Origin of the sequence: Lentzea sp. NPDC058436, from assembly GCF_042721515.1 — a bacterium.
In the GTDB taxonomy this organism is placed as follows: Bacteria; Actinomycetota; Actinomycetes; order Mycobacteriales; family Pseudonocardiaceae; genus Lentzea.
The window spans coordinates 186,575-211,741 of the sequence record NZ_JBHXLF010000004.1 but is presented as its reverse complement, the minus strand read 5'-3'; the positions used below and the strand labels follow the sequence as shown (position 1 = coordinate 211,741).

Below are 25,167 nucleotides of genomic sequence, written 5' to 3'. Positions count from 1 at the left end.
TCCGGCATGGGCAAGGGGTACGCGGTCGTCGACGTCGCCACCACAGGACCTTCTCCCGCCGACAGGGTGATCGAGGTCGCCGTAGTGCACCTCGACGCGTCCGGCCGCCGGACCGACGAGTGGTGCACGCTGGTCGACCCGCGCCGCGACTTCGGTACCCGGCACGGCATCAGCCCCGCGGACGTGCGCCGGGCGCCGCAGTTCGCCGGTGTCGCCGGTGAGCTCGCCGCACGGCTGGCAGGCCGGGTGCTCGCGGCGCAGGACCTGACGTTCTGCCAGGGCTTCCTCACCGCGGAGTACGCGCGGCTCGGGCACGACTTCGCCGTCTCCGGTCTCAGCACCGGGACGCCGGGCGTGCGCAAGGGCATCGCGCTGCAGGACGCTCGGGCGTCCGCCCGGCTGCTGGTGGGGAGCTTGGACCGCATCGGGCCAGTGGAACCCGTACGGCTTGAGGTGCCGCGAACCGTGCGCACCTATGCCATGCAACGCAGTGGAGGTGCGCGGTGAGTGACGACGTGAGGCGCGTGGCGGAGCTCATTGGGGAGCGCAACCGCATCGACGACGCGCTGGCCGCGATCACCCGGCCGCCGGCGTTGCCCGGTCATCTCGGCGACTGAACGCGGAGCCGCGGTCTACCTCGTCCTGACCGGGCCGAAACAGCCGCGGAGCATTCAGTGGGCACGTCGCGGCCAAGCTCAAGTCCGATCTTCAACGGCGCAGGATCGGCACGGCATCCAGCGTGCGCGAAGAGCTGTGGCAGGCCGCGGAGGTCTATCCGCGGCCCAGCCAGGCGTTCCCGCTCACCGAAGCCCAACGAGAGCTGTTGGGGTTGTTCAGTCCTCATCAGCCGTGAGGCTGTGACCGTCCCATGTGAACCGCACGGTCGTCACGGCGTCATCCCCGTCCGTGCCCGTCGTGAGCTGGTGGATCGCGATGCCGGCCAGCTCCCGGTAGTCGCACCACTCGTGGTCCGACGTGAGCACCAGGTCGAGGTCGAAGTTGACCAGCAGCTCCAGCAGCTGCCCGCGGTTGGTGGCGTCGACGCCGACGAAGACCTCGTCCAGCAGGATCAGCCGGGGTGCGGTCGGGGTGGCGTGGTAGTGCGCGGCCGCTGCGGCGAAGAGCGGGAGGTGCAGCACGATGGCCTTCTCGCCGCCGGACAACGCGCCGTGCACGCGTTTGGTGACCGGGACCCAGCCCTCGCCCCTGTCCACCTTCACGACGAACTGGTGCCACGTCGTGTAGTCGAGCACCTGCGCGAGTTGTTGTTCCCAGCCCGTTGCGGAGTCGTGTGCGCGTGCTTCTTCCACGCGCTCGCGGAAGAACTGGTGCAGCAACTCGCGTTCGGCGTTGTCGAGGTCCGATCGCAGCAGGAGGTCGCGGGCTTCTCGCGTGCCCGGCGGCAGTTGGGGGTCGACCTGCCAGTCGAGTTGCACGCGGATGCCGGACGCGGTCTGGACGCGCTCCAGGCGGTGGTTCATGGTGCCGACGAGCTCGGCGGCGCCCTGGATGCGCTGGGCGATGTGCCTGCGGGTGTCGCCGGTGAGGGTCTGGTCGAAGAGGTCGCGTTCGACGTCGGTGATGTGCGTGCGGATGCGGTCGCGTTCGGCCTGCAACCTCTGCAGGAGGGCGTGCGCGCCCATGCGCGCGCCGTCGAGCGTCGCGGTGAGGACCGTGACCTCGTCGTCGGGGTCCAGGGACAGCTCGATGCGGCCGGCCAGCTGTTGCTGGGCCTCGTGCACGGCCATGCCCAGGCGTGACTCGGAGTCGCGGATCAGGCGCGGGTCCACGGGTCCGTCGGGCACCTGACCGGCGTCGGCGGGCAGGTGGCCGCTGGTCAGGTGGCGGTAGCGCGTGTCGGCGGCCTCGTGCACGACGGTGGCTTCCGCGGCGCGTGAGGTGTCGGTCCTGCGCTTCTCCTCCAACGTGCCGAGTGTGCGCGCCAGGCCCGTTTGCTTGTCCAGCAGGAGTTCGCGCCGCTCGGCCAAGTCGAGGGCCTTGGCGCGCAACGCGATGAGCCGCTGGTCGAGGGCGTGGAACTCGGCGCCCGCGGCACGTTCGACGGTCTCCAGCGTGACGGTGAGGTCGGCGGCCTCCTGCTGACGTGCCGACGCCGTCTCCTCGGCCTCGTCGGCCAGCGTGCTGCTCACCGACGCGCGGCTGACGGCCTCGACGGACAGCGCCTCCGCGGACAGGGCGTCACGGCGGTCGTCCAGCCAGCGGTGCGCCGCCGTGCCGAACGCCGTCAGCTCGTCCGGGTCGGGCGCCTCGGGGCTCTGGCCGAACTGGGCCACCACGACCTCGGTCTCGGACACCTGGCGCAGGGCGGCGGCGACGGCGTCCTTGCGCGCCGCACAGCGCAACTGGGCCTTCGTGCGCTGCTCCTCGGCGACGTCCATCGGGTCGGTCGAGGGCTTGCGGGCCATCTCACCGGCGAGGGTCGCGCGGCGGACGGCGATCTGGTTGCGCGCCGCGTCCACACCGGACAGGTCCGTCGCGAGCTGCTCGATCAGCCCGGTGAGCTCGGCGATCCTGCCCGCGCGGGCACGCCGGCGGGCGTCGGAGCCGATGTAGGTGTGCGCGGGCTTGGCCCAGCGGCCGTGGGCGTTGCCCAGACGCCACGACCCGTCCGCGCCGATCGCGGTCGTGTGGCCGGACGCGGTCTCCCCGAACGCGATGCTGCCGAGGAACTGGTGGCAGCGCTCGTCCTCGGTGACGAGCACCTCCAGCAGCGTCGTGCCGGGAGCCGGGCCGGACAGCAGCGGTTCGGCGAAGCGGTCCCGTTCGGACAGGTCGAACGAGGCGTTCGGGGTGAGCCACGCGTCGAGCAGGCCCGACGCCTCCAGCGCCGCCTCGACCGCGCTGCAGACCGACGGCGGCGTGCCGGGGCGGAACTCGACCAGGCGCCACAGCGGCGCCCCGACCGCGGAGAAGCGGTACTCGCCGTCGCGCGTGTACGGCGCGGGCGGCGGCACGTCGACCTGGTTGGCGAGCTTCTCGCGAATGGACCTGTACTGCGAGAGCTGGCCGTTCAACGCCGTGCGCGTCTCGTCCAGGCGTGCCTCGATGCGGCTGAACTCCTCGCGCGCGAGAGCGGCTGCCTCGACGACCTCGTGGTGCTCGGACACGTTCAGCTCGGAACAGCCGCGCGCCCACGTGTCGACGTCCGTGCAGAACTTCGCAAACGCTTGCTCGAACGCCTGCTGCGCCGCGGTCTCCGCCTCCGTGGCGAGTTCGAGCTCGTCGCGCGTTTCCTCAAGCCGTTGGCGGGCCGCGGTCCGTGCGTCGACCGCTCTCTCGTGGGCGGCGACAGTGCGCAGGAGAGAGGTGATCTCGGCGGAACGGGACTCGACGGCGGTCGTGAGCAGCTGACGCCCCGCCTTCACGTCGGCGCCGGACTCGATCTCCCCGAGCACCGACGGCATGCCCGCCTGCTCGGCGGCCTCCCGTGCGAGTACGACGGACCGTCGCAGTTCATCGGCCCGTGCGGCCGCGTCGGACTTGGCCTGCCCGGCCAGTTCCTCGTCGGCGACGGCCCGTGCGCGGAGCTTCGCGGCGTGCGCGGCCGCCTCCGATGCGCGCAGGGACGCGGCGGAGAGCTGCTGCCGCAACAGGTCGAGCTGCTTGCCCTCCTGGTACGCGGGCAGGTCGGAGATGCCGGCGATCTCCGCGTCGACCGCGCCTGCCTCGCGTCCCAGCGCCGCGAGCTGGTCGAACGCCTCGTCGGTGAGCGTGATCTGACGCTCGTAGCGACGGTCGCTCATCCGCGCGGCCCTGGTCAGCTCCTCGAGCTGTTCGGTCGAGGTCTCCAACGCCCACGAGGCCACGCCGAGCACGCGCTGGGCGTAGACGCGCTGCACGTCCGCGAGCCGTCCGGCGGTGGTGATCTCCTCGTCGAGCCGCCGCAGCCCCTCGCGCTGGCGGTCGAGCCGTTCGAAGCCCTCGGCGATCTCGGTGAGATCCGACTGGTCCAGCGGCGGGAGTGCCTTGGACAGCAACGAGGACAGCACGCTCGGGTCGAGCCGTTCGGACAGCTTCGGCGTGCGCAGCTGCAGCAGAGCGGTGATCAGCGAGTCGTACCGTTGCTCGGTCACGCCGGGGAACAACGTCGTCCGCACCGTGTGCCGGTATTCGGCCGGTGAGGTGTGCACGACACCGTGTTCGCCGATGGCCGCTGTGAGGTCGGTGGTGGTCAACGGGCGCCCGGACTCGTTCACCAGCGTCAGGTCGCCGACCCGCTGGGACGTCGTGAAGTACGTGGCGCCGACGTTGGCCGTGTTCGTGGTGGCCTGAAGGCGCGCACCGCACGTGAACCACTCTTCGCCGTGCTGGAACTCCAGCCACACGTACCCGACGCGCGTGCTGCCCTGGTTGCCCTCGCCCATGAGGTTCCAGTGCATCGTGCGGTCCGCGCTGCCGAACGTCGACAGGCGGTGCGGACGCAGGTTCGCGTCGAACAGGTACGGCAGCAGCAGTTCGAGCGCCTTCGACTTGCCCGTGCCGTTGGGGCCTCTGAGCAGCAGTCTGCCCTGGTAGAACGAGAAGATCTCGTCGTAGTAGCGCCAGACGTTGATGATGCCGGCGCGGCTCGGTTGCCACCGGTCAGTCATGCAGCTCCTCGACCGCGTACCTGGCTGCGGCGGGCAGCCTGTGAACGGTGCCGTTCTCCGTGCGCGCGAGCCCGAACGCTTCGAGCAGTTCGAGCCCGTCCGCCGCGAGTCTGACCGCACCGCCGTCCGACTGGTAGGCCTTCGCCCAGTTCCGGAACCTGGTGAGCACCTCGCGTGCCTCCTCGGCCAGATCCTCCGTCGTGGCAGGGCCCGATGCCAACCGGTCGAGCAACAACAACGCGGCGACCTTCGCGTTGTTGTCGTCGTCCGGGAACCTCGTGTCCGTGGCGATCGCGTCGGCGTCGACCACGACGTAGCCCTCCTTGCGCTCCTCCAGCGTGCAGCCTGCGAGCGTGATGCCGGTCTGGACGACCTTGCGGCCGGCGGGGGAGCCGAGGAACGCGAGCTGGGTCGCCGTCAGATCCTCCTTGTAGACCACGGGATCGTCGATGAGCCTGCGCATCACCGAGTGCCGTTGCCACAGGCTGCGGTGCGCATTCTCGTACCGGGTCTCGTGGGTGAGGTCCTCGATCGTGTCCACCGTGGACGGCGGAACCGGCGCGGACAGCAGGCGCGTGATGAGCGTCGGGTCCGCGCGGATCTGCTCGTCGGTCGCTATCGCACCGTGGTCCTCAAGGAACGTCAGCACGTCGTGGAACACGTTGCGGTCACTGCGTCGGCTGGGGTCGAACTCGATGTCCTCGGCCTGTTTGAGGTTCGACGTCAGCTCGTCGAGCGTCATCACCGGCGTGGTCAGCAGCTCGGCGGCGACCAGGCACAGCAGGACGTACCGGCGCCGGTCGAACGCCGGACGCGAGCGGTCGGGCCGTTGCGTGGTCTTGAACAGCCGCGCGTACCCGGCACGCGGCTCGACAACTACCCGCCAGCCGCAGTAGTAGTCGAACCACTTGGTGATCGGTTCGCGGCGCCTTCTGACGAGGTCGAACCCGTCGGGATCCTGACCACCGGTCAGCAACGGACGCGCGAGCAGCAGGCGGACGCCCCGCGCCACCTCTTCGCTCTCCAGCCGTGCGAGCTGGTTCCCCGTGCGGCTCATCGGCTCTGCACGTCGATCACGTAGTCGGGCCCGCTCAGCGTGCCCTTCTGGGTGGTCATGGTCGCCCAGCCGCGGGCGTTGCGCAGGTTGATCTGCATCCGCCCGTCACTCGTGCCGGCCGAGCGCGTGCCGGTGCTGTCCGGATCGCTGCCCAGCGCCCTGCCGACGAGGTCGATCAGCCGGTGGAAGGTGTCGTGGTCGAGGTTCGTGAGCGTGGAGATCCGGATCGCGCCGTCAGTCTGGATCTGCGACCACGCGTACTCGAGCTCCTCGCGTTCCCGCTGCGCCTGCTCACGACGGTTGCGGCGCACCTCGTCGACGTTGCGGACCTTGCCCGTGGCCCCGATGTGCTCCTGCTTGCCGGTGGCGCGCAGCTGCGGCGACACGGGCACGGGAGGCGTGTTCTCCCACGCCTCACCACTCGGCAACAGCTCGCCGTCGGCGTGCGCGAGGTGGGCGTGCCGCGCGGAGTAGAGCCCGAAGGCGGCGTTGAACAACTCGTGCGCCTCGTCCTCGGTCTCGGTCCTGGCGAACCACTTGGCCAACGCCCTGAAGTCGGCCGCGGTGTTCGTGGGCTTCTTGCGCTGCTCGCTGATCCGGTCCAGCACCCTGAGCAGCTGCACGATCGCCTTGCGCGACACGTCCTGCAACTCCTCGACGCGCGGCGGGTTGTCGTGGAACCAGCTCTTGAGGCTGCTCCAGTTCGCCTTCCGCTGCTGCGACCACTGCTCGGCGACGAGCCCGGCACCGTTGCGCGCGCGTTCGTGCAGCTGTTGCGGATCGATCCGGTCGATCGCCTCGCGGATGCCGTGCTTGCGCGCGTCCAGGTCCGCGATGAAGTCGCGCAGGTAGGTGACCGTGGTGCGCTTGACGTCCTGGAACGTGGCCAGGTCGGCCTGCTCGTCCCTGAGGATCCGCTGCAGGTCGGCGTTGAACCGGGTCGTGTTCGTCGCGAAGACTTCGAGGTGACCTTCGAGCTCGATCAGCGTGGTGAACGTCCTGTGGTCGTCCAGCGGCTGGGCGAGTGCGTCGAGGTGCGCGGCGATCGCGTCGAGCACAGCGGTCTGCAACGCGCCGTGCGCGGCGAGTGTGTGTGTCGCGTGCTGAACGCCGGCGTACGCGGCCTCGCCCAGTTTCGTGAGCCCGTACTGGTGCTGCTGCGCGTCCACCAGGCCCCAACCCCTCAGCGCGTTGAGCGACGTTTGGAGCTCGTCGTCGGTCAGCTGTTCCGACCAGCCGACGCCGCGCAGTCGTTGCTGCACGTCATCGGTGGTGAGGACGGTCTGCAGGCGCTCGTTCGCCACCCCGAACACGCGCAGCACCGCTGTGTGCAGCTCCGCCTGGTCGGTCGCGGTGAAGCGGAACAGGTCCGCGGGCACCGGTGGAAACGTCGTCACCTGTGCCACCGTAGCTTGTCGCCGCAGGGCTTTCGGGGGACAGGGCGGGCGGTGGATCCGCGTGACGAATGCCGCTACCGGCCGCTCCGGTCAGAGCAACGACGCGTCACCTGGTCTGGGCGGTTTGCGGTAGGCGGGCGGTGCGGGAAGAACTCCCTCGCCTTCGAGATCCGCGACGGTCACCAGCGGTCCGTCGACCACGTCGTTCAGCAGCGCCTCCTGGTCGGGTTCGAGGCGCACGCACATGTCGAGGACGGCCAGCAACTCCAAGAGTTCTTCGTCGAACTGCACGGTCCAGCGTTCGGGATTGATGTTGTCGAGTTCGGACGTTCGCCTCCTGTGCCTGGGGTCGCTCCGCCGGTAGCTGAGCCACTTGCGGACGACTGCCATACCGCCCGCCGAGTAGTTCCACACCGCACGGCTGACCGGGTGGATCTGCCCGGCCGTGCCGAACAGCGTGTCCTCGCCGAGGATCAACGTCTCGTTCGCCTCGTCGAACCGGGCCGAGCTCGGGATCTCGCCGTCACCGGCCGGTACCGGCGAGATCGGGCGAGGTTTGGTCTCGTCGGGAATCCCGTGAGGCCTTCCCGCCTTCGGATCGGCCATTCGTTCGCCGAACGTGTGCAGCCAGACGACCCGGCGGCCGAGCTCGACCCCACGTCGCCACAGTGCCGTGTCCAGCGTGATCGGTATGCGGATGCCCGGCGTCTTCAACTGCTCGCGGAAGCGCCGGGTGTAACCGGGATGAGCCGTGATGGCGGCGACGTAGGCCACCAGGTCTCGGACGTCGACTTTCGTTCCCGTGAACCTGCGCAGAACCCTCAACAGCTGAGGGGCCACGTTCGGTGCGATGCCTTGTTCGTCCCGGTACAGGGGCAGCACCCGCCCGCCCCGGCCGTTGAAGCAGTGGTTGTCGGGAACGTGCGCCGTGAAGTGCAACGCGATGCCTTCGCTGAGCACGTCCGCGTGTTGTTCGGTCATGTAGACCTGGTGCACCCCGCTCACCTGCCACAGCTCAGGCCGTGGAAAGTCGATCATCCGGCGGTCGTGGATCACCACCTGTCTGTCGAAGCTGCGGAACGCGAGGCGCGCGACCCGGGGTGTGGGGGCCGCCTCGTTCTCCACGGACGCCGTCCCCGCCGGGACACCTGGCTGGGGGCGAACGTGATCGGTCGTGGTGCGGTCACGTGTCTCCTTGAACAGCGCGGCCTTCTCGCGTTTGTCGGCGTGGACCAGACGTTCCCATCGACGCACGAGCGTTTCGGTGTCAGGCGCGCAGACCCAGTTCCGGTTCGGCTTCACGCCGGGCTGGTGCCAGGGGAAGAGGTCGCCGAGCAGCGGGTAGGTCTCCCAGGTGTCGTCGTTCGGCCGGAACGCCGCCTGCCAGTCGGGAGAGCAGTCCGACCAGCCGGTGTCGAGGTCGAGGTTCTCCAGCTCGGCGAACTTCTCCGCCTGGGTTCCGGACAGTGCCCGGTAGTGCACGGTCGCCGGGGTCTCCGGTCGCGGGTCTCCGGTCCGCAGGAAGACGCCGATGCAGATCCTGTGCTGGGTGATGGGGAAGATCCTGGTGTTGGTGCCCGCGCGGTGCTGCTCCGGCGACAGGTCGATGATCCAGCCTTCATCGGCGGTCCGGCGCAGATAGCTGCGCATACCCGCGTACGACTTGGACGTGAGGTACGCGCTCGGGGTGATCAGGGCGACGACGCCGGCCGGGTCGTTCGCTTCGAAGGCCTTCCACGTGGACCACCGCCAGAAGTAGGTCCACATGTTGCTGAGGTTGAACTCGTGCCGGCCCGCTCCCGGAACGCGGAACTCGTCGAGCGACGGCCGGTTCGACGTGTCGACCAGCTTCTTCGGATCGCGCCGTCGCTCCAGCCAGGGAGCGGCACCACGGGCGTTCTCGCGCCACGGCGGATTGCCGATCACCACCATCACCGGCTTGTTCCGCTTGTGGTGGTTCGCGTTCTCCCGGGACTCCATGAGCACCTCGTACAGCTGCCCGAACCCGAAAGGCTGCGAATACGGGTCGTCCAGGGCGTTGGTGAGGAATCGCGGCTCTTCCTTCGGGAGTTCCACCCGGTAACGGCCCTTGAGCGCGGCGTGCAACCGGAGTTCGGCGACGGCGAACGGCGCCGCTTGCAGTTCGAAGCCGACCAGGCGGTTGGCGAACAGCGAGCGCAGGTGCACCGCCGGTACGGCGTCACTGCCCCGAACTCGGCGGAGGGTGTCCGCCGCACTCTCCAGCACCTCGGCCAGGAACGTGCCCGCACCCATCGCCGGGTCCAGGACCGTCACGTCGTCCGCGGCGAATCCGTGCTTCTTCTTGAGGCGCTTCTTCAGCATCTGGTCGACGAAGGCGACCATCGACCTCGCCACGGGCGCAGGTGTGTAGTAGGTGCCGCTCTGCCGGCGCAACGCAGGGTCGTAGTCCTCCAGGAAGGTCTCGTAGAGCCGGGCGTAGGTGTCCGCGTCGCCGAGTTGGATGTGCGCCCAGTCGACGTTGCCGATGACTCGCACCAGGGAGTCCACCACGTTGAGGTGGCCGACCCACTTGGGGTTCGCGAGCATGGCCAGTGCCGCACCGAGCAAGGAGTGCTTCTTGGCGAGCTGCTCCGCGATCGCCCACGGCGTCCGGCCCTCGAAGGTGATTCCGTCGACTCGCGCCAGGAGCAGCGCGAACGTGACGGCCTGGGCGTAGGAGTCGGCGAAGTTGGTCTCGTCGTCCCGTCCGTCCGGGTTCGGGAAGAGGATGTCCTTCCACTCGTTCGCCAGACCGGTGAACGGCTTGCGCCCTGGCGTGGTGCGCTCCTTCTGCAGCGTTTCCAGCACCTGGTCCCGGAGCAGCCTGCACAGAGGTGCGACCTCGGCGACGATCGCGCGAAGACTTCTCGGCTCCGGCGGCGGCCAGAAGAGGAAATCTCTCATCAGACGTTCGAACGCGTCAGGAGCGGAGAGGCGGCTTCCGGCCCGGGAAATGTCTCCGTCGAGCACGGCGACGCTGCCGACCAGCTTTCCTTTCTCGTAGCGAGCGAACGAGCTGCCATCGGTGTAGATCAGGTTGGGCAGGGCCTTCAGCTTTTCCCACTGCTGGCGGTCGTGTTTGTCGGGGCGCCACGCGGCTGTCTCCGGTGTTCCTTTGCCCGGCGCCTTGAGCTCGATGTAGCCGACGCGGCCGCTCGGTACGTCGACGGCGATGTCCGGGCGCGATCGCAGGGAGGTGATCGTGACCTCGTCGTGCACGTGAACCTGCAGTCCCACCACCGAACCGAGGCGTTCCAGCAGCTTGTTCACCGGCAAGCGGAGGCGATCCTCGTTCCGGCCGTCTCCCCGCATCCGGTGCAGGAGTGCTGACCCGTACTCGGACACCGCCGCGGCGAACTCGTCGACGTCCTGGGGAGATCTGCGTCGCGCCGGTCTCCCCACCGTGCCTCCCCGAGTGAAGTCGATGACCTTTTGAGATTCCTTCCGCTAAAGCGCGCAGTCAAGCAATAAACGATGTAGATTGCATGGTCACTCCAATGTTGCAAATTGCCTGGATGTAATTAACTCAAGCGGGCGAATGTGGCTGTTTTGATCAAAGGCTGCCATGGGCTGAACGGGTTGCCGGGCAACTCGTTCAGCGGCATTCAATTCTTGAATGCATTCCAGGTCGGTTGGGTCTATCGGCAGTTCTTTGGCTGAAGCCGGTGCGTGTGCTGTCCGAGCGGTGATCACGATGGGGTGATCCGCGTGGTGGCGTTGATCGCCGAACAGGTCACGTTGGTCCGATCGGCCTAGTCTCCGGCCCATGCGGACGAGGCTGACCCCCATGCAGCAGGCGGTGGTGGACGCCGGACGCCCCTTGCCGCAGCTCACCGATCCGCTGGAGGTCGAGCTCCAGGTCAGCGCTGTCGCCGGGCCGTTCGCCGACAACGAGGAGCTGTGGGAGGTCGTCCTGCGGCACCTGGACGAGGTGCCGAGCCGGCGTAGTGCGGCGCTGCTGACGGCGCTGGCGCACCTGCTTCCCGGACGGCCCGGGGTGTGGGCGAAGGAAGCCGCGCGGCATCAGGCGCGGCCTCGGTGGGATCTCGGGGCGCTGACGTTCGGCGAGTGCTGGATCGGGGACCGGTCCATCGACGCCGGGTACTTGGCGCTGCTGTGCAGCTATTCGTACGGGGAGGTGCCGCACGCCATGGTTTTCATGATCGACGAGATCAGCGGGAGTCTGACGCGGCACGCGTTTCTCACGCGGGCGGTCGGGGAGGCGTTGGACGGGTTGCGGGACGAGATGCGGCTGGAGTCGATCACGCCTGTGGCCGCTCATTGGCTGTTGAGCCGCAGTTATGACCGGTTCGAGCGGCGGCCTGGACTTGGGGTGAGCATGGACGTGCACCAGACGAGGCTCGTTGCGCGGCGGCGGATTGCGCTGGCGATGAGTTAGTTCCGGGTTCTTCACACAGGCGTGCGGTGTGTCTGTAGCTCGATCGTGGGGTTGCCATTACTGTCCGGGTGTGGTCGGAGGGATGGTCGCCGGGGGTGATGATCAGGCCCTCAGTCGTGTGCCCGCTGTGGAGCGGCACTCGTGGTGGTCTGTCGCGGCGCAGCGGTTCGGGCAGACGACGGCGCTGAGCCAGTTGTTGCTGGGCGCGACGCTGGGGTTCGGCATGCGGTTCTGGGACGCGTTCCTCGCGCTCACGATCGGGGCCGTGCTGCTGAGTGCCGTGGCGATCGCCGTGGGTGTCATCGGGCAGCGGGAAGGGCTTTCCACGGCCATCCTGAGCCGGTGGACCGGGTTCGGGCACGCGGGGTCCGCAGTGCTCGGGCTGGTCATCGCGTTGTCGTGCACCGGGTGGTTCGGGGTGCAGACGGGGCTGGCCGGGGCGACGCTCGCCGCCACCGCCGGGGTGTTGCCGGTGCCGGTGTGGTCGTTGCTGTTCGGGGTCGTCGTCACGGTCGTCGCGGCCTGCGGTGTGCGGTGGATGGCGTGGACGTCCTACGTGACGGTGCCTGCGTTTCTGGCGTTGCTGGTGTGGCTCGTCATCAAGAATGTCAACGATGTCGGCGTCTTCGGCAGTCCGGCGCCGGGGCCCGCGATAGGGATGGTCACGGCGATCACGCTGGTCATCGGCAGTTTCGTGGTGGGGGCGGCGGTCGCGCCGGACATGACGCGCTTCCACCGCAACGGGTGGGACGTCGTCAAGCAGACGGTTCTGGGGATCACGGCAGGGGAGTGGGTCATCGGGCTGGCCGGGGTGGTCCTCGCGCACGGGCTCGGGACGACGGACGTCATGGGCGTCATCAGCTCCTCCGGTGGCTGGATCGGCGCGCTGATCGTGGTCACGGCGGTGCTGAAGATCAACGACTGGAACCTCTACTCGGCCTCGCTCGGGCTCGTGAACTTCTTCGACGCCGTGTTCGCGCTCAGGATCAGCCGGGCGCAGATGACCGTGGTGATCGGGTGCGCGGGCAGCGTTCTCGCGGCCGCCGGGATCGTGCACCAGTTCAGCCACTTCCTGGTGTTGCTGGGCGTGGTCTTCCCGCCGGTGGCCGGGATCATGCTCGCCGAGTACTACGTGGTGCGGCGGTGGCGCAACGAGATCATCTCGACGCGTCCGCACGTGCCGCGGTCGGCGCCGTCGTGGGTGCCGGCCACGGTGGTGATCTGGCCCGCCTCGGCGGTGATAGGCGAGTTCGTGCCGTTCGGACAGTCGGGTGTGAACTCTCTTGTGGTCGCGTTCGCGCTGTATGTGTGCGCTGGGCGGCTGGACCTGTTGAGGATGCGCACGCGCCGTGCCACCAACCGCGAGATGAAGGCGGCCTGACGTCAGCGCAGGCCCGCCTCGTGGGCCAGCAAGCCGGCACGGGTGCGGTTGTCGCAGTCCAGTTTGGTGAGCACGTTCGACACGTAGCCCTTCACAGTGGCCTCGGTGAGGTGCAGGCGGGCGCTGATCTCGGCGTTGCTCAGGCCGCCGCCGAGGCAGGCGAGGACCTCGGTCTCGCGCGGGGTGAGGCCGGAGATGCGTTCGCGTGCGGAGTGGCCGTCGCTCGACGCCGCGACCAGGCGGCGCGTCGCCTCGGGGGACAGGACGGTGTGGCCTCCCGCCGCGACCCGCACGAGCTTCACCAGGTCCTCCGGGGCGGTGGACTTCAGCAGGAACCCGGCGGCGCCCGCCCTCATGGCGCGCAGCACGTAGGCGTCGACGTCGAACGTCGTGAGCGCCACGACCTTCGGCGGCGCGTCGAGGCGGGCGATGCGGTCCAGTGCGGCCAGGCCGTCGACCTCGGGCATGCGCAGGTCCAGCAGCACGACGTCAGGTCGTAGGCGCAGCACGGCTTCCACGGCTTCGGCGCCGTCGTAGGCCTCGCCGACCACGGTGAGGTCGGGTGCCGCGCTCAGGATCGTGCGGAGGTACGCGCACACCATGCGTTCGTCGTCGACGAGCAGCACCGACGTCATGTCGGCACGAACGCGGGCAGGACGGCGTCCACCTCGAAGCCGCCGTCGTCGGTCGGGCCGGCGGTGAGGGTGCCGCCGACCATCTCCACCCGGCCGCGCAGGCCGAGCAGGCCGCTGCCGGAACCGGGCAGCGCGAGGTCCGGTGCCGCGGACGGCCTGGTGTTGCGGATGACGGCGCGGACGCTGCTCGGTCCACAGTGGATGGTGATCTCCGTGTGGGCACCGGGGGCGTGCTTGTGCACGTTCGTGAGCGACTCCTGGACGACCCTGTACATCGTGCGGCGGACGGCGGGGGAGATCGTGTCGGCGTCGCCGTGCTCGGTCAGCGTGACCTCAAGGCCCGTGGCGGCCGAGTCCGCGACCAGCCGGGAGAGCCGGTCGGGCAGCACGTCCGGGATGCGCGCGGCACGGCCCGAGCGCAGCACACCGACGAGATCGCGCAGTTCGGCCAGCGCCTGGCAGCCCGCGGTGCGCAGTTCCTCCGCGGCCCTGCGCACGCCGTCGTCCTTCGCGGCCACCCGCAACGCGCCGGCGTGCAGCACCATCAGGTTCAGCCGGTGCGTCACGACGTCGTGCATCTCCCCGGCGAGCCTGGTGCGTTCGTCGGCACGGGCCTGTTCGGCCAGCAGCTCACGCTCCCGCTCGGCACGTTCGGCGCGCTCGACCAGGGCCTGCACGAGCCTGCGCCGCGCGCCGAGGTAGAGGCCCGCGAGCCCGGCGATCACGATGATCCCGGGGCCGGTGAAGCCGTCGTCGGCGTTCGGCATCGCCCACACGCCGGCTCCGATCGCCCACGTCACGGGGTGGACGACCACGAGCCAGCGGTGCCGCGGGGCGTGCGCGGCGACGGAGTACGCGGACACCATCGAGGCGTACGTCGGGGTGAGCAGCGCCAGGAACGCGATCGCCAGGCTGGAGGCGACGGGATGCGTGCGCCGCCACCACAGTGCGACGGCCGAGACCAGGTGAACCGCCACGTAGAACGCCAGTGACGCGACGACGAGCCGTGACGGAGCGGGCAGCGCGAACTCGCGCCACAGCCCCAGCGCTGCCACGAGCAGCACCAGCGCCAGATCGACGGCCCGTGTCACGCGGGTGACGATACTGCCGGTTTTGTGCCTTGGATCACCTACTGGAGCAGGGGATCAACCCTACTTTCGCAGGTGGCGACACCCGACTTTTCCGCCTGCCGGACACGTGTGTTCGTTCGCTGCACTTGTGGGGTGAAACGAATCCACGAACTCGACGCGGTGCGCGGTTTCGCGCTGGCCGGGATCACGTTCATGAACGTCCTGCAGATGACCGGAATGCCGCAGCCGGAGGGGCGCAACGCCGACCACCTCGACTCGTTCCTGTTCCAGCTCGCGTTCGACCAGCGGTTCGCGCCGACGTTCGCGGTGCTGTTCGGCATGAGCTTCGCGCTGTTCCTGAACGGGTCGGCGGCCTCGCACCCGCGGCCGCGCGTGCTGCTCGTGCGACGGCTGGTGACGTTGACGGTGCTCGGCCTCGCTCACGCCCTGCTGCAACCGGGGGAGGTGCTGCGGTTCTACGGCGTGTTCGGGCTGTTGTTCCTGGTGCCGGCGTCGTTCCTGGCACGGCGGTGGGTGCTGTCGCTGGGCGTGGTCGCGCTGGTGGTGCCGGTGGTGCTCGCGTCCCTCAACGTCTTCCTGCTCGGCCCGTTCCCCATTCCCGGGTTGCTGCTGCTGGGCATGGCCGCGGTGCGGTACGACCTGCTGGGACGGATGAACCGGCCCGCCGTCGTGCTGGCGTTGCTCGTGCTCGCGGTGCCCGCCGGGATCTGGCAGTTCCACGGCGGCGCGGGGCTCGCCGGGGTGAGCAGGGCCCAGCTCACGGGACTGGTGTTCGCGCCGTTGTTCGCGATGCTGTTCCTGTTGCGCCCGTGGCGGTTCTTCGAGCCGATGGGGCGGATGGCGCTGACCAACTACCTGCTCGCCACCCTGCTGATCCTGGCGGTGGGCGGGCTGGTGACCGGGTACGCGTCGCTGGTCCTCTGCGGACTGGGGATCGTCGTGGTGCAGGCGGTGCTGAGCCACCTCTGGACGCGGCGGTTCCGGTACGGGCCGGCGGAGTGGGCCTGGCGGTGCGTGACGTGGTGGCGGGTCATCCCCTTCGGAACAGCGCCGTCCACAGGAAGTCCTTCCCGAACGCCGGGGAGTCCTGAGGCTCCTCCGTCATCCGGCGCAGCTCGACCTCGGTGAGGTCCTGGAAGATCCAGCGCAGGTCGTCCGGGGTGTAGCCGACGCCGCCGGACAACCCGCCCTGCCGGTACAGGTCGACGTCCGCCGCGGCCGTGCCCTCCTCGGCGGTGAAGCAGGTGAGCGCGAAGTGGCCGCCGGGGACCAGCGCCCGGTCGAGCAGCGCGAGATAGCCGACGCGGCGGTGCGGTGGCAGGTGGTGGAAGCAGCCGGAGTCGTAGATCAGGTCGTACGGGCCTTCCGCCGCGAGCGCGTCGCCGTGCCTCCAGCGCACGTCCAGGCCTTCCGAGCGTTCCTCCGCCCACCTGATGGCGGTGGCGGAGATGTCCACGGCGTCGACCGCGAACCCGTTGCGGGCCAGGAAGATCGCGTTGCGGCCCGGCCCGCAGCCGACGTCGAGGGCGCGGCCGGGCTTGATCAGGCCGCGTCGTACGTAGGCGGCCAGGTTCTCGTCCGGCTTGGCCACGAAGAACGGCACCTCGCGTGAGCGGTCCGCGTAGAAGCGGTCCCACCAGTCGGCCTTCTGAGCGACCAGGCCGTCCAGCAACCGCATGACGTCGTCGATCGTTCGAACGTTCCGCTGCACTCGAACCCCCAGGTAGATGCCTTGTAAGCATATCGCGATTGCAGTCCCGTACGGTGTATGGCAACATCAGTTAGGTGATCTACTGACCCCGCCTTCAGCGCACTGCGCGTCCGTGTCCGATTTCCTCGGCGGTGGGGGTCCACTCATGTCAGCTCAGTTGACGATCAAGAAGATCAGCAGGAGTTACGCGTACGAGCGCGTACTGGACGACGTGTCCCTGACGGTCCGGCCGGGCGAGAGGCTCGGCGTGGTCGGGGAGAACGGGTCCGGCAAGTCCACGTTGTTGCGGCTCGTGGCCGGGCAGGACGTGCCGGACGACGGCGAGATCACCGTTGTGGCACAAGGCGTCGGCTATCTCGGGCAGGTGCTCGACCTGCCGGACGACGCCACGGTCGGCGACGCGGTCGATGCCGCCCTCGTCGAGATCCGCACGCTGGAACGGCGGATCCGGCAGGCGGCGGAGCAGGAGAGGCTCGACGAGCTCGGTGACCTCCTCACGGCGTTCGAACTGCGGGACGGCTACTCGGCCGACGCGCGGGTCGAGGCCGCCATGTCCGCTCTGGGCGTCGGTGACGTCGGCCGTGAGCGGACGCTCGGGACGTTGTCCGGCGGCGAACGGGCCCGGCTGGCACTGGCGGGGGTGTTGTCGGCCGAGCCCGAGTTGCTGCTGCTCGACGAACCCACCAACCACCTCGACGACCAGGCGCTGTCCTACCTGGAGGACAGGCTCCGCGGGCATCGCGGCACGGTGGTCGTGGTGACGCACGACCGGCTGCTGCTGGAGCGGGTGACGACGGCGATCGTGGAGGTCGAGAACCGGACGATCACCCGCTACGGCAACGGTTACGCGGGTTACGTCGCCGAGAAGCGGGCGGCGCGGCAGCGGTGGGAGCAGGCCCACGCGGAGTGGGCCGGCGAGATCGCGCACTGGACCGGGTGGCGCGGCACGACGGCACACCGGGTCGCGCCGGGGCGGCCGATCCCGGACCACAACAAGTGCAAGTACAACGGCGACGGGCGGCGTGTGCAGGCGTCCATCAAGACGCGGGTCCGCAGCGCGTCCGAACGGCTGGAGCGGCTGCGTGCCGATCCGGTGCCGAAGCCGCCGGAACCGTTGCGCCTCAACGCTCCGCTCGACGCGGCGGTGCGCGAGGGCACGGTCCTGGAGTTCGGTGGGCTGAAAATCGAGGCGGGACAACGGTTGCTGGTGACGGGACCGAACGGCGCCGGCAAGTCGACGTTGCTCACCGCGCTGGCCGGTGGCAGCGCGGTGAGCAACGGGAGAATCGGGCACCTGCCGCAGGAAACCGTTGTGCGCGAACCGGAGAAGACGGTCCTGCAGGCGTTCGCGGGAGACGAGCGCAAGCTCGAAGCTCTGGGGTTGTTCCGCACGAAGGACTTCCGGACGCCGGTGGGCGCGTTGTCGGTCGGGCAACGGCGCCGGCTCGCGCTGGCCCGGTTGCTGAACCAGGAGTCCGACGTGCTGCTGCTGGACGAACCGACGAACCACCTTTCGCTCGCGCTGGTGGAAGAGCTGGAAGCCGCGCTCGCGGGCTATCCGGGCGCGGTGGTCGTGGCGTCGCACGACCGGCTCTTCCGCCAGCGGTGGCGGGGAGCGGAGCTCAGAATGGTTCGAGGCAGGCGAACGGGCGTCTACGGCCTGAAGATCGGCTCGATCCAGTAGTTGCTCGCGTTCCAGGTGTCGGTCGGGAACCCGCCGCCGTAGCTGTACACGCCGGCGTTCACCGGCACCTTGAACGGCGTCTGCGCGAGGTTGCCGATGAAGTAGTCCTGCGTGGCCTTGTAGCCGCCGGCGGGCGTGTAGTACGAGATGACGTACTCGGTTCCCGGAGCCACGGGAACCGGTGTGCCGAACGTGATCCGCTGGCTGTACGCGGCGCCGGGAGCGGCCTGCTCGGCCAGCAGGGTGCCGCCGGCCCAGACCCGTGCCGTGACGGGGCCGGTGTAGTCGCCGCGCTTGATGATCACGGCCGGGATCGAGCCCGCGCGGTCGACCTGGAAGCGCAGGCCGAGCTCGACGGCCTCGGTGTCGGGATCGTTGATCGTCGGGCTGTGCGTGTCGTTCAGGATGAGCAGGGTGTCGTCGGAGAACGGCGGGGTCGTCGTGCCGCCGACGTGGACGGTGCGCGAGACGGTGACGGGACCGGTCGTGGACGCGGTGCGGGCGCGGGCCTTGATCGTCAGCGGGCCGGGGACGGACGGCCAGAGCACCACCGACCACCGTTCGCCGGTCGCGTCCACAGTGGTCCAGTTGGTGCCGTCGTCGGTGGAGAAGTCGACCTCGGTGATGCCGCCGGACTCGCCGTTGACGGCGCCGCCGATCACGAGCAGCGGCTCGTTCAGCGGGACGGAGGCCTGCTCGGTGGGCGAGAAGATCATCGCCATCGGGGAGTCCGCGGCGAGCGCGGGAGTGGGAGAGACCAGGACAAGTGTCAGCAGCAGTACTGCTAATCGTCTCATGTACGGCGGATCGTTCCCCGTAGATCCGCAGTTACGGTGATGCGCTGTTCGGTCGTGCACCCATTCGGCTGACGGTCGTACCCGTGTCCGCCAGATGTCGTTGACGAGTACATGACCTGTGACAACGAAGTCCCGGTCCCCGAGGTCCGGGCTCCGGTGCGTCGTCGGCAGTTCCTCGCGTTCCTGGTCGCCGCGCCGGTGCTCACCGTCGCGGTTCCCGGTACCGCCGAGGCCGTCATCCCGACACTGCCGCAACCGGCCGACATCCTCGATCTCGGCGACGTTCTCATCCTGGCCGGCACGCCCACCGCCGGAGCGCTCGCCGTGCTCAGCGTCGGCGAGGACGGCGTCGTCACCCTCGAACTGCCTCGCGCCGAGGTCGGTCAGGGCATCACGACGGCGTGCGCGATGCTCGTCGCGGAGGAGCTCGACCTGCCTCTGGGCAAGGTGCGCGTCACGCTCGCCGACGCGCGGCCCGAGCTGCTGATGAACCAGCTCACGGGCGGTTCGAACACGATGCGGTCGGTGTACGGGCCGGTCCGTCAGGCGGCGGCGGCCGCACGGGCCAGACTGCTCGCGGCGGCGGCGAAGCAGGAGAACGTCCCGGTCGCGCGACTGTCCACACGGGACGGCGCGGTCATCCTGCCCGACGGCCGTCCGATCGTGTACGGGCTGCTGACCTCGGCGGCGGCACAGCTCACCGGAGCCTTTGCCGCGCAACCGAAACCGGCGAGCGAACACCGGCTCGTCGGCACCCCGCAGTCGCGCATCGACGCCCGCGCGATGGTCACCGGTCAGTTCCGGTACACGCTCGACCAGGACGTGCCGGGCGCGATGCCGACGGTCGTGCGCAGGCCGCCGACGATCAACGGCTCGGTGAAGTCGGTCGACTCCGCGGCCGCGAAGGCCATGCCGGGCGTGCTGGCGATCGGGGTCGTGCCGACCGGTGTCGCGGTGGTCGCCGAGACGTTCGGCCAGGCGCTGGCGGCACGGGACGCGCTGAAGGTCACCTGGAACGCCGGCACGATCGACGCGTTGTCGGACAAGGAGATCCGCGCGAAGCTGCAGGCGGCCACGTTGCCGTTCGTGGTGCCGCCGCTGCTGACCCAGCACCTCGACCTGGACTTCGACTTCGCGTTCGTCAGCCACGCGCCGATGGAGACGAACTCGGCGATCGCGGACGTCCGCGACGACCGCGCCGAGATCTGGGCGGGCCTGAAGTCGCCGATCGTGGCGCAGCAGACCATCGCTGCCGCCATCGGACTGCCCGAGTCCGCCGTCAAGGTGCACGTGATGCAGGGCGGCGGCTCGTTCGGCCGCAGGCTCTTCTTCGACGCCGCGCTGGAGGCCGCGCAGATCTCGAAGACGTTGCGGCGCCCGGTGAAGCTCATGTGGGACCGCAAGGACGACATGCGGCACGGCCGGGCGCGTGCCGCCAGCCACCACAAGCTGCGGGCGACGTTCGGGCTCGGCAACGTGCTGACGTTCGAGCACCGCGTCGCGTCGGTCGAGACCGACTTCCGGCACGGCCTCGGCGAGATCCTCACCGCCACCGCCGCGAAGCTGCCGGTGGCGGGCAACCTGTCGTTCGCGCAGACGGTGTTCCTCACGACGTGCAAGGTGCCGTACAACTTCGGCGTCGTGACCTCGCTGCTCAACGAGGTGCCGCTGCGCATGCACACCGGCTCGTGGCGGTCGGTCTACTCCGCGAACACCCGTGGCGCGGAGGAGATCCTCGTCGACCAGCTCGCGAAGAAGATGGGCAAGGACCCCGTCGCGTTCCGCCGCGAGTTCCTCAAGACCGCCCGTCAGCGCGCCGTGCTGGACAAGGTCGTCGCCGAGGGGCAGTGGGGCAAGGCGATGCCGCAGGGCTTCGCGCAGGGCATCGCCTTCCACGACGAGTACAAGTCGTGCACGGCCTGCCTGGTCGAGATCGACGCCCGCGACCCGAAGAACCCGCGCGTGGTCAGGGCGACGATCGCGGTCGACGTCGGCCGCCCGATCAACCCCCGAGGTCTTGAGGCGCAGATGCTCGGCGGCCTGACCGACGCCATCTCCACCACGCTGCGCGCCGGGCTGCACATCGACAGGGGCCTGCCGCTGGAGGGCTCGTACTCGCAGTTCCACTACGCACGGCAGAAGGACGCGCCGCTCGACGTGAAGATCCACGTCATGCCGGCGACCGGCGAACCGGGCGGCGCGGGCGAACTGGGTGTGCCGGCCGCGGTCGGTGCCATCGCCAACGCCTACGCGCGCGCCACCGGAGTCGTGCCGCGCAGCTTCCCGATCATCTTCCCGGTCGACTTCGAGCCGTTCCCGCGCTGAAGGAGCGTTCCCCTGTGCCTGCCTACACCATGATCGTCAACGGGAAGCCCGTCACCGTCGAGGCTCCCGCCGACATGGCACTGCTCTGGGTGCTGCGCGACAAGCTCGGCGTGCGCGGCCCGAAGTTCGGCTGCGGCATCGGCGTCTGCCGCGCCTGCACGTCCCACCTCAACGGCGCCGAGATCCAGCCGTGCGTCACGCCCGTCGCGGAGTGCTCGGGGCAGGAGGTGACCACGATCGAGGGACTGGCGTCCGGTGACGACCTGCACCCGGTCCAGGAGGCCTGGCTGGAGCAGGACGTCGCGCAGTGCGGCTACTGCCAGCCCGGCCAGATCATGGCCGCGGCGGCGTTGCTCCGGACGAAGAAGGAGATAACGGACGAGGACATCGACCGGATCGCGAACGTGTGCCGGTGCGGTACGTACTTCCGCATCCGGCAGGCCATAAAGTCGGCGGCGGCCAAGATGTGAGGTAGCCGGGGCCCGCCGGCGCAGGAGGAACCCGTGCTGGCGCTGTCCGTGTTGCTGCTGGTCGCCGTGCTCGTCTGCGCGGTCGTCAGACCGTGGGGCCTGCCCGAGGCGACGGTCGCGGTGCCGGCCGCCGTCCTGGTCGTGCTCGTCGGAGCGTTGCCCCTGGACCACGTCGTGGACGAGGCGGTGCGGCTGGGACCCGTGATCGGGTTCCTGGCCGCCATCCTCGTGCTCGCGCAGCTCTGCGACGACGAGGGGCTCTTCCACGCCTGCGGCACGTGGATGGCGCGCGCGTCCGGCGGCCGGCCGAGAACGTTGCTGGGCGGTGTGTTCGTCACGGCCTCGGTCACCACGGCGGTGCTGAGCCTGGACGCGACGGTCGTGCTCCTCACGCCGGTGGTGTTCGCAACGGCCGCACAGCTCGGCGTCAGGCCGAAGCCGCACGTCTACGCGTGCACGCACCTGTCCAACAGCGCGTCACTGCTGCTGCCGGTGTCGAACCTGACGAACCTGCTCGCGTTCGCGTCGAGCGGGCTGAGCTTCACGCGGTTCGCGGCGCTGATGGCGTTGCCATGGGGCGTGGCGATCGTCATCGAGTACGTGGTGTTCCGGCGGTTCTTCCGCACCGACCTCGACGCGCCCGTGCACGCCCCCGCCGAACGACCCGCGGCCGAACTGCCGGTGTTCGCGCTGACCGTGGTCGGGCTGACGCTGGTCGGGTTCGTGGTCGCGTCGGCCACCGGTGTCGACCCGGCGTGGGCGGCCTGCGCGGGTGCGCTCGTCATGGCGGCGCGGGCGCTTGCGAAGAAGCGCACGACCGTCGTCAAAGTGGTGCGGGCCGCGTCGCTGCCGTTCCTCGCGTTCGTGCTCGGCCTCGGGATCGTGGTGCGCGCGGTGGTCGACAACGGCCTGGACGACGTGCTGAAGCTCGCGATCCCCGGCGGCAACGGCCTGCTGGCGCTGCTCGGGGTGGCCGCGGTCGCCGCCGTGCTCGCCAATGTGATCAACAACCTGCCCGCGGTGCTCGTGCTCCTGCCGCTGGTGGCGCCGATGGGGCCGGGCGTGGTGCTGGCGGTGCTGCTGGGCGTGAACCTCGGCCCGAACCTCACCTACGCCGGGTCGCTCGCCACGTTGCTGTGGCGGCGGATCGTGCACGACCACGACACCGAGGTGCACCTGCCGGAGTTCACGAAGCTCGGCCTGCTCGCCGTGCCTGCCACCCTGATCGGCGCCGTCGTGGCACTGTGGGCGTCCCTGCAGCTGATCGGAGGATGACCATGACGGTGGTCGTGTGGATCGCCGACGACACCTGGCAGGACTGCGTCGACGCGGCCAGTGCCTACGACGGGGACTTCCTGCTGCTGCACGTCAGCGACGTGGCAGGGGCGGCGCACGGCGCGTTCGCCGGGCTGTTCGGCAGGCACTCCTCGCTCGATCCCGGCACCCGCCTCGACGACCTCGCCGCCGACCACGCCACGCACCTGCTGGACGCGGCCGCCGAACGCCTCGGGCGTCCGTGCGCGAAGGAGGCGCGCGTTGGCAGGGTCGAGCACGAAGTCGTTGCTGCGGCACAGGAAGCGTCACTGCTGGTCCTCTGCCGTGACGGCGACGTCAGTCACGCCGGTCCGCGCAGCCTCGGCCCGGCGACCCGGTTCGTCGTCGACCACGCCACCTGCCCGGTGCTCCTGGCCTGGCCGACATAACTGCCTGAGCGCAAACTTGCGCGCACGCACTTTTCTCGCATAGCCTGGGGCCATGCGAGCCAAAGGCATCGCGTACGACACCGGTTTCGTGCGCCACGGGGACATTTCGCTGGAGAAGTTCGACCTGGACGACGTCAGGCGCGACCTGACCGCGATCAGGGACGACCTGCGCTGCAACGCCGTCCACCTCGTCGGAGGTGATCCGGAACGGCTCGAACGGGCCGCGGAGATCGCCGCCGGACTGGGGCTGGAGATCTGGTTCTCGCCCTACCCGCTGGACCTCACGCCGTCGGAGATCCTGGAGTTGTTCGCCGACTGCGCGCGCAGGGCCGAGCGGATCCGGGCGCACGCGGAGGTCGTGTTCGTGACGGGCGTCGAGCTCAGCATCATGAACTCGGGCTTCATGCCCGGCGACGACGTCCTGCAGCGCGTCGGTCAGTTGCTGGGGCGGCCCGAACGGATGCGCGAGGCGGGGGAGAAGCTCAACGCGTTCCTCGCCGAGGCCGTCGGCGTTGTGCGGGAACACTTCCACGGCAAGCTCACCTACGCCTGCATCCCGTTCGAGAACCCCGACTGGGACCTGTTCGACTTCAAGTCGTTCGAGCTGATCCGGTCCGCCGAGGTGGCCGGTGTCTACGCCGAGAGCATCAGGAACGTGGTGGCGCAGGGGAAACCGGTCGCCATCACGGGCTTCGGCACGGCGGCGTGGCACGGGTCGGGAGCCGTCGCGCCGCGCAGCATGGAGATCGTCGAGCACGATGAGGCGGGGCTGCCGGTCCGGGTGAAGGAGGGCTACGTCCGCGACGAGGAGGAGCAGGCCACGTACCTGCGCGAGGTGCTGGAGACCTTCGAGGCCGAGGGCGTCGACAGCGCGTTCGTGTACATGTTCGCGCTCGCCAACTACACCCACCGGCCGGACGACCCGGGCCGTGACCTCGACATGGCCGGTCCCGGCATCGTGAAGGTCCACGAGGACGGCCACTGGGAGCCCAAGGCCGCGTTCGGTGCCGTCGCCGAGGTCTACGCGCGGATTTAACCGGTTGGCGGGCACGGGAACGCCAGCCAGACTCGTGGGCACCATGAGCGCAAGGTTGCGAGCGATCGCCCACGACACCGTCGCCATCTCGGAGCGCGGTTCCTACTCCACCCCGGCGGGTGAGGTGACCATCGCCGTCACCCCCGCCGTCGAGGGGACCCGGCTGCACCTGCCGGACGAGGTGCTGTCACTGCCCCCGGAGACCGGCGCCGCGCGGATCGACGTCACCAACGAGTCCACTTTGGACGCGACCCGCCGCCTCGGCGGTGACGTCGCGGCACTGAACTTCGCCTCCGCGCGCAATGCCGGAGGCGGGTTCCTCAACGGCGCGCAGGCCCAGGAGGAGAGCATCGCCCGCGGTTCGGCGATCTACCCCTGCCTGCGCGCCGCCGGCGACTTCTACGCCTACCACCGCGCGCACGAGGACCTCACCTACACCGACCGCGTGATCTACTCGCCGCGCGTGCCGGTGTTCAAGGACGACAAGGGTGCCGTGCTACCGGAGCCGTACGAGGTCTCGTTCCTCACGGCCGCCGCGCCGAACCGGTCGGCCATCCTGCGCAACCAGCCGGAGCGCGCCGACGGCATCCCGCTCGCGCTGCTGCGGCGGACCATCCGCGTCCTGCACGTCGCCGCGTCGCACGGTCACCGCCGGCTCGTGCTGGGTGCCTGGGGTTGTGGCGTCTTCGGCAACGACCCCGCCACCGTCGCCCGGATCTTCGCGCTCGCCCTGCGCGACAACCGGTACTTCGAGCACGTCGTCTTCGCGGTGCTCGACCGGCAGAAGGGCACGCCGATCTTCCGGGCGTTCGCTGACGCCCTCGCCTGAGCCACGATGGCACCACCCCTG

The 25,167-nt window shown here is 69.6% G+C and carries 19 protein-coding genes; 11 read left to right on the top strand and 8 right to left on the bottom strand.

Features of this window, described 5'->3' with window-relative positions; all coding sequences use genetic code 11:
- Positions 1 to 6 precede the first annotated feature (6 nt).
- On the top strand, positions 7 to 507 hold the full coding sequence (locus tag ACFWN2_RS19565) for an exonuclease domain-containing protein (protein WP_382429082.1): 501 nt from the start codon (positions 7 to 9) through the stop codon (positions 505 to 507).
- 326 nt (positions 508 to 833) lie between these two features.
- Here ACFWN2_RS19565 and ACFWN2_RS19560 read toward each other — a convergent pair whose 3' ends face one another.
- From ACFWN2_RS19560 to ACFWN2_RS19545, 4 genes are all read right to left on the bottom strand, one after another.
- Positions 834 to 4,610, bottom strand: coding sequence for a TIGR02680 family protein (locus tag ACFWN2_RS19560; protein ID WP_382429080.1), 3,777 nt, complete (start codon positions 4,608 to 4,610; stop codon positions 834 to 836).
- Positions 4,603 to 5,667: a TIGR02678 family protein gene (locus ACFWN2_RS19555; protein ID WP_382429078.1), complete on the bottom strand. Its 1,065-nt coding sequence runs from the start codon at positions 5,665 to 5,667 to the stop codon at positions 4,603 to 4,605. Before ACFWN2_RS19555 ends, ACFWN2_RS19560 begins: the two co-directional genes overlap by 8 nt.
- Positions 5,664 to 7,064 carry a TIGR02677 family protein gene (locus ACFWN2_RS19550; RefSeq protein WP_382429076.1) on the bottom strand — a complete coding sequence of 467 codons (1,401 nt, stop codon included), beginning with the start codon at positions 7,062 to 7,064 and terminating at the stop codon, positions 5,664 to 5,666. The genes ACFWN2_RS19555 and ACFWN2_RS19550 overlap by 4 nt, the downstream gene beginning before the upstream one ends.
- 90 nt (positions 7,065 to 7,154) lie before the next feature.
- Positions 7,155 to 10,487, bottom strand: coding sequence for a type ISP restriction/modification enzyme (locus ACFWN2_RS19545; protein WP_382429074.1), 3,333 nt, complete (start codon positions 10,485 to 10,487; stop codon positions 7,155 to 7,157).
- 364 nt (positions 10,488 to 10,851) lie between these two features.
- Between ACFWN2_RS19545 and ACFWN2_RS19540 the strand changes: the two genes are divergently transcribed.
- Together ACFWN2_RS19540 and ACFWN2_RS19535 are read left to right on the top strand one after the other, a co-directional pair.
- Positions 10,852 to 11,484, top strand: coding sequence for a hypothetical protein (locus ACFWN2_RS19540; protein ID WP_382429072.1), 633 nt, complete (start codon positions 10,852 to 10,854; stop codon positions 11,482 to 11,484).
- 70 nt (positions 11,485 to 11,554) lie between these two features.
- Positions 11,555 to 12,865 (top strand): purine-cytosine permease family protein, encoded by a 1,311-nt coding sequence (locus ACFWN2_RS19535; protein ID WP_382429070.1) that lies wholly within the window; start codon positions 11,555 to 11,557, stop codon positions 12,863 to 12,865.
- Positions 12,866 to 12,867: 2 nt separating this feature from the next.
- Here ACFWN2_RS19535 and ACFWN2_RS19530 read toward each other — a convergent pair whose 3' ends face one another.
- Positions 12,868 to 13,500, bottom strand: coding sequence for a response regulator (locus ACFWN2_RS19530; protein ID WP_382429068.1), 633 nt, complete (start codon positions 13,498 to 13,500; stop codon positions 12,868 to 12,870).
- Positions 13,497 to 14,591 (bottom strand): sensor histidine kinase, encoded by a 1,095-nt coding sequence (locus tag ACFWN2_RS19525; RefSeq protein ID WP_382429066.1) that lies wholly within the window; start codon positions 14,589 to 14,591, stop codon positions 13,497 to 13,499. Before ACFWN2_RS19525 ends, ACFWN2_RS19530 begins: the two co-directional genes overlap by 4 nt.
- 132 nt (positions 14,592 to 14,723) lie before the next feature.
- On the opposite strand from ACFWN2_RS19525, the gene ACFWN2_RS19520 reads away from it, so the two are divergent.
- Positions 14,724 to 15,719, top strand: a complete 996-nt coding sequence (locus ACFWN2_RS19520) for a DUF418 domain-containing protein (protein ID WP_382429064.1) — start codon at positions 14,724 to 14,726, stop codon at positions 15,717 to 15,719.
- Here the strand turns inward: ACFWN2_RS19520 and ACFWN2_RS19515 are convergent.
- Entirely contained in the window at positions 15,622 to 16,302 is a 681-nt protein-coding gene (locus tag ACFWN2_RS19515) for a class I SAM-dependent methyltransferase (RefSeq protein WP_382429062.1), read from the bottom strand. The genes ACFWN2_RS19520 and ACFWN2_RS19515 overlap by 98 nt on opposite strands.
- Before the next feature lie 145 nt (positions 16,303 to 16,447).
- Between ACFWN2_RS19515 and ACFWN2_RS19510 the strand changes: the two genes are divergently transcribed.
- Positions 16,448 to 17,986, top strand: a complete 1,539-nt coding sequence (locus tag ACFWN2_RS19510; protein WP_382429060.1) for an ABC-F family ATP-binding cassette domain-containing protein — start codon at positions 16,448 to 16,450, stop codon at positions 17,984 to 17,986.
- On the opposite strand, the gene ACFWN2_RS19505 is transcribed toward ACFWN2_RS19510, so the two are convergent.
- The gene (locus tag ACFWN2_RS19505) at positions 17,956 to 18,783 is read right to left on the bottom strand and encodes a DUF4082 domain-containing protein (protein ID WP_382429058.1); all 828 of its coding nucleotides are present in this window, start codon (positions 18,781 to 18,783) and stop codon (positions 17,956 to 17,958) included. The two genes, ACFWN2_RS19510 and ACFWN2_RS19505, sit on opposite strands and share 31 nt — an antisense overlap.
- Before the next feature lie 111 nt (positions 18,784 to 18,894).
- Between ACFWN2_RS19505 and ACFWN2_RS19500 the strand changes: the two genes are divergently transcribed.
- The 6 genes from ACFWN2_RS19500 to ACFWN2_RS19475 are packed head-to-tail and all read left to right on the top strand — an operon-like array spanning position 18,895 to position 25,146.
- Positions 18,895 to 21,108, top strand: coding sequence for a molybdopterin cofactor-binding domain-containing protein (locus ACFWN2_RS19500; protein WP_382429056.1), 2,214 nt, complete (start codon positions 18,895 to 18,897; stop codon positions 21,106 to 21,108).
- Positions 21,109 to 21,122: 14 nt separating this feature from the next.
- A complete protein-coding gene (locus ACFWN2_RS19495) occupies positions 21,123 to 21,578 on the top strand; it encodes a (2Fe-2S)-binding protein (RefSeq protein ID WP_382429054.1) in 456 nt (151 codons plus the stop codon).
- Positions 21,579 to 21,611: 33 nt separating this feature from the next.
- Positions 21,612 to 22,853, top strand: a complete 1,242-nt coding sequence (locus ACFWN2_RS19490) for an SLC13 family permease (protein WP_382429052.1) — start codon at positions 21,612 to 21,614, stop codon at positions 22,851 to 22,853.
- Positions 22,854 to 22,855: 2 nt separating this feature from the next.
- Positions 22,856 to 23,281, top strand: coding sequence for a universal stress protein (locus ACFWN2_RS19485; protein WP_382429050.1), 426 nt, complete (start codon positions 22,856 to 22,858; stop codon positions 23,279 to 23,281).
- 52 nt (positions 23,282 to 23,333) lie between these two features.
- A complete protein-coding gene (locus tag ACFWN2_RS19480; RefSeq protein WP_382429048.1) occupies positions 23,334 to 24,317 on the top strand; it encodes a hypothetical protein in 984 nt (327 codons plus the stop codon).
- Between the two features lie 43 nt (positions 24,318 to 24,360).
- Positions 24,361 to 25,146: a TIGR02452 family protein gene (locus ACFWN2_RS19475; RefSeq protein ID WP_382429046.1), complete on the top strand. Its 786-nt coding sequence runs from the start codon at positions 24,361 to 24,363 to the stop codon at positions 25,144 to 25,146.
- Positions 25,147 to 25,167: the final 21 nt, after the last annotated feature.

Excerpts from the sequence above, each read along its gene's own strand:
- ACFWN2_RS19565 (WP_382429082.1), top strand. The coding sequence starts at position 7 with ATGGGCAAGGGGTACGCGGTCGTCGACGTCGCCACCACAGGACCTTCT.
- ACFWN2_RS19560 (WP_382429080.1), bottom strand. The coding sequence starts at position 4,610 with ATGACTGACCGGTGGCAACCGAGCCGCGCCGGCATCATCAACGTCTGG.
- ACFWN2_RS19555 (WP_382429078.1), bottom strand. The coding sequence starts at position 5,667 with ATGAGCCGCACGGGGAACCAGCTCGCACGGCTGGAGAGCGAAGAGGTG.
- ACFWN2_RS19540 (WP_382429072.1), top strand. The coding sequence starts at position 10,852 with ATGCGGACGAGGCTGACCCCCATGCAGCAGGCGGTGGTGGACGCCGGA.
- ACFWN2_RS19530 (WP_382429068.1), bottom strand. The coding sequence starts at position 13,500 with ATGACGTCGGTGCTGCTCGTCGACGACGAACGCATGGTGTGCGCGTAC.
- ACFWN2_RS19510 (WP_382429060.1), top strand. The coding sequence starts at position 16,448 with ATGTCAGCTCAGTTGACGATCAAGAAGATCAGCAGGAGTTACGCGTAC.
- ACFWN2_RS19505 (WP_382429058.1), bottom strand. The coding sequence starts at position 18,783 with ATGAGACGATTAGCAGTACTGCTGCTGACACTTGTCCTGGTCTCTCCC.
- ACFWN2_RS19500 (WP_382429056.1), top strand. The coding sequence starts at position 18,895 with ATGACCTGTGACAACGAAGTCCCGGTCCCCGAGGTCCGGGCTCCGGTG.
- ACFWN2_RS19485 (WP_382429050.1), top strand. The coding sequence starts at position 22,856 with ATGACGGTGGTCGTGTGGATCGCCGACGACACCTGGCAGGACTGCGTC.
- ACFWN2_RS19480 (WP_382429048.1), top strand. The coding sequence starts at position 23,334 with ATGCGAGCCAAAGGCATCGCGTACGACACCGGTTTCGTGCGCCACGGG.
- ACFWN2_RS19475 (WP_382429046.1), top strand. The coding sequence starts at position 24,361 with ATGAGCGCAAGGTTGCGAGCGATCGCCCACGACACCGTCGCCATCTCG.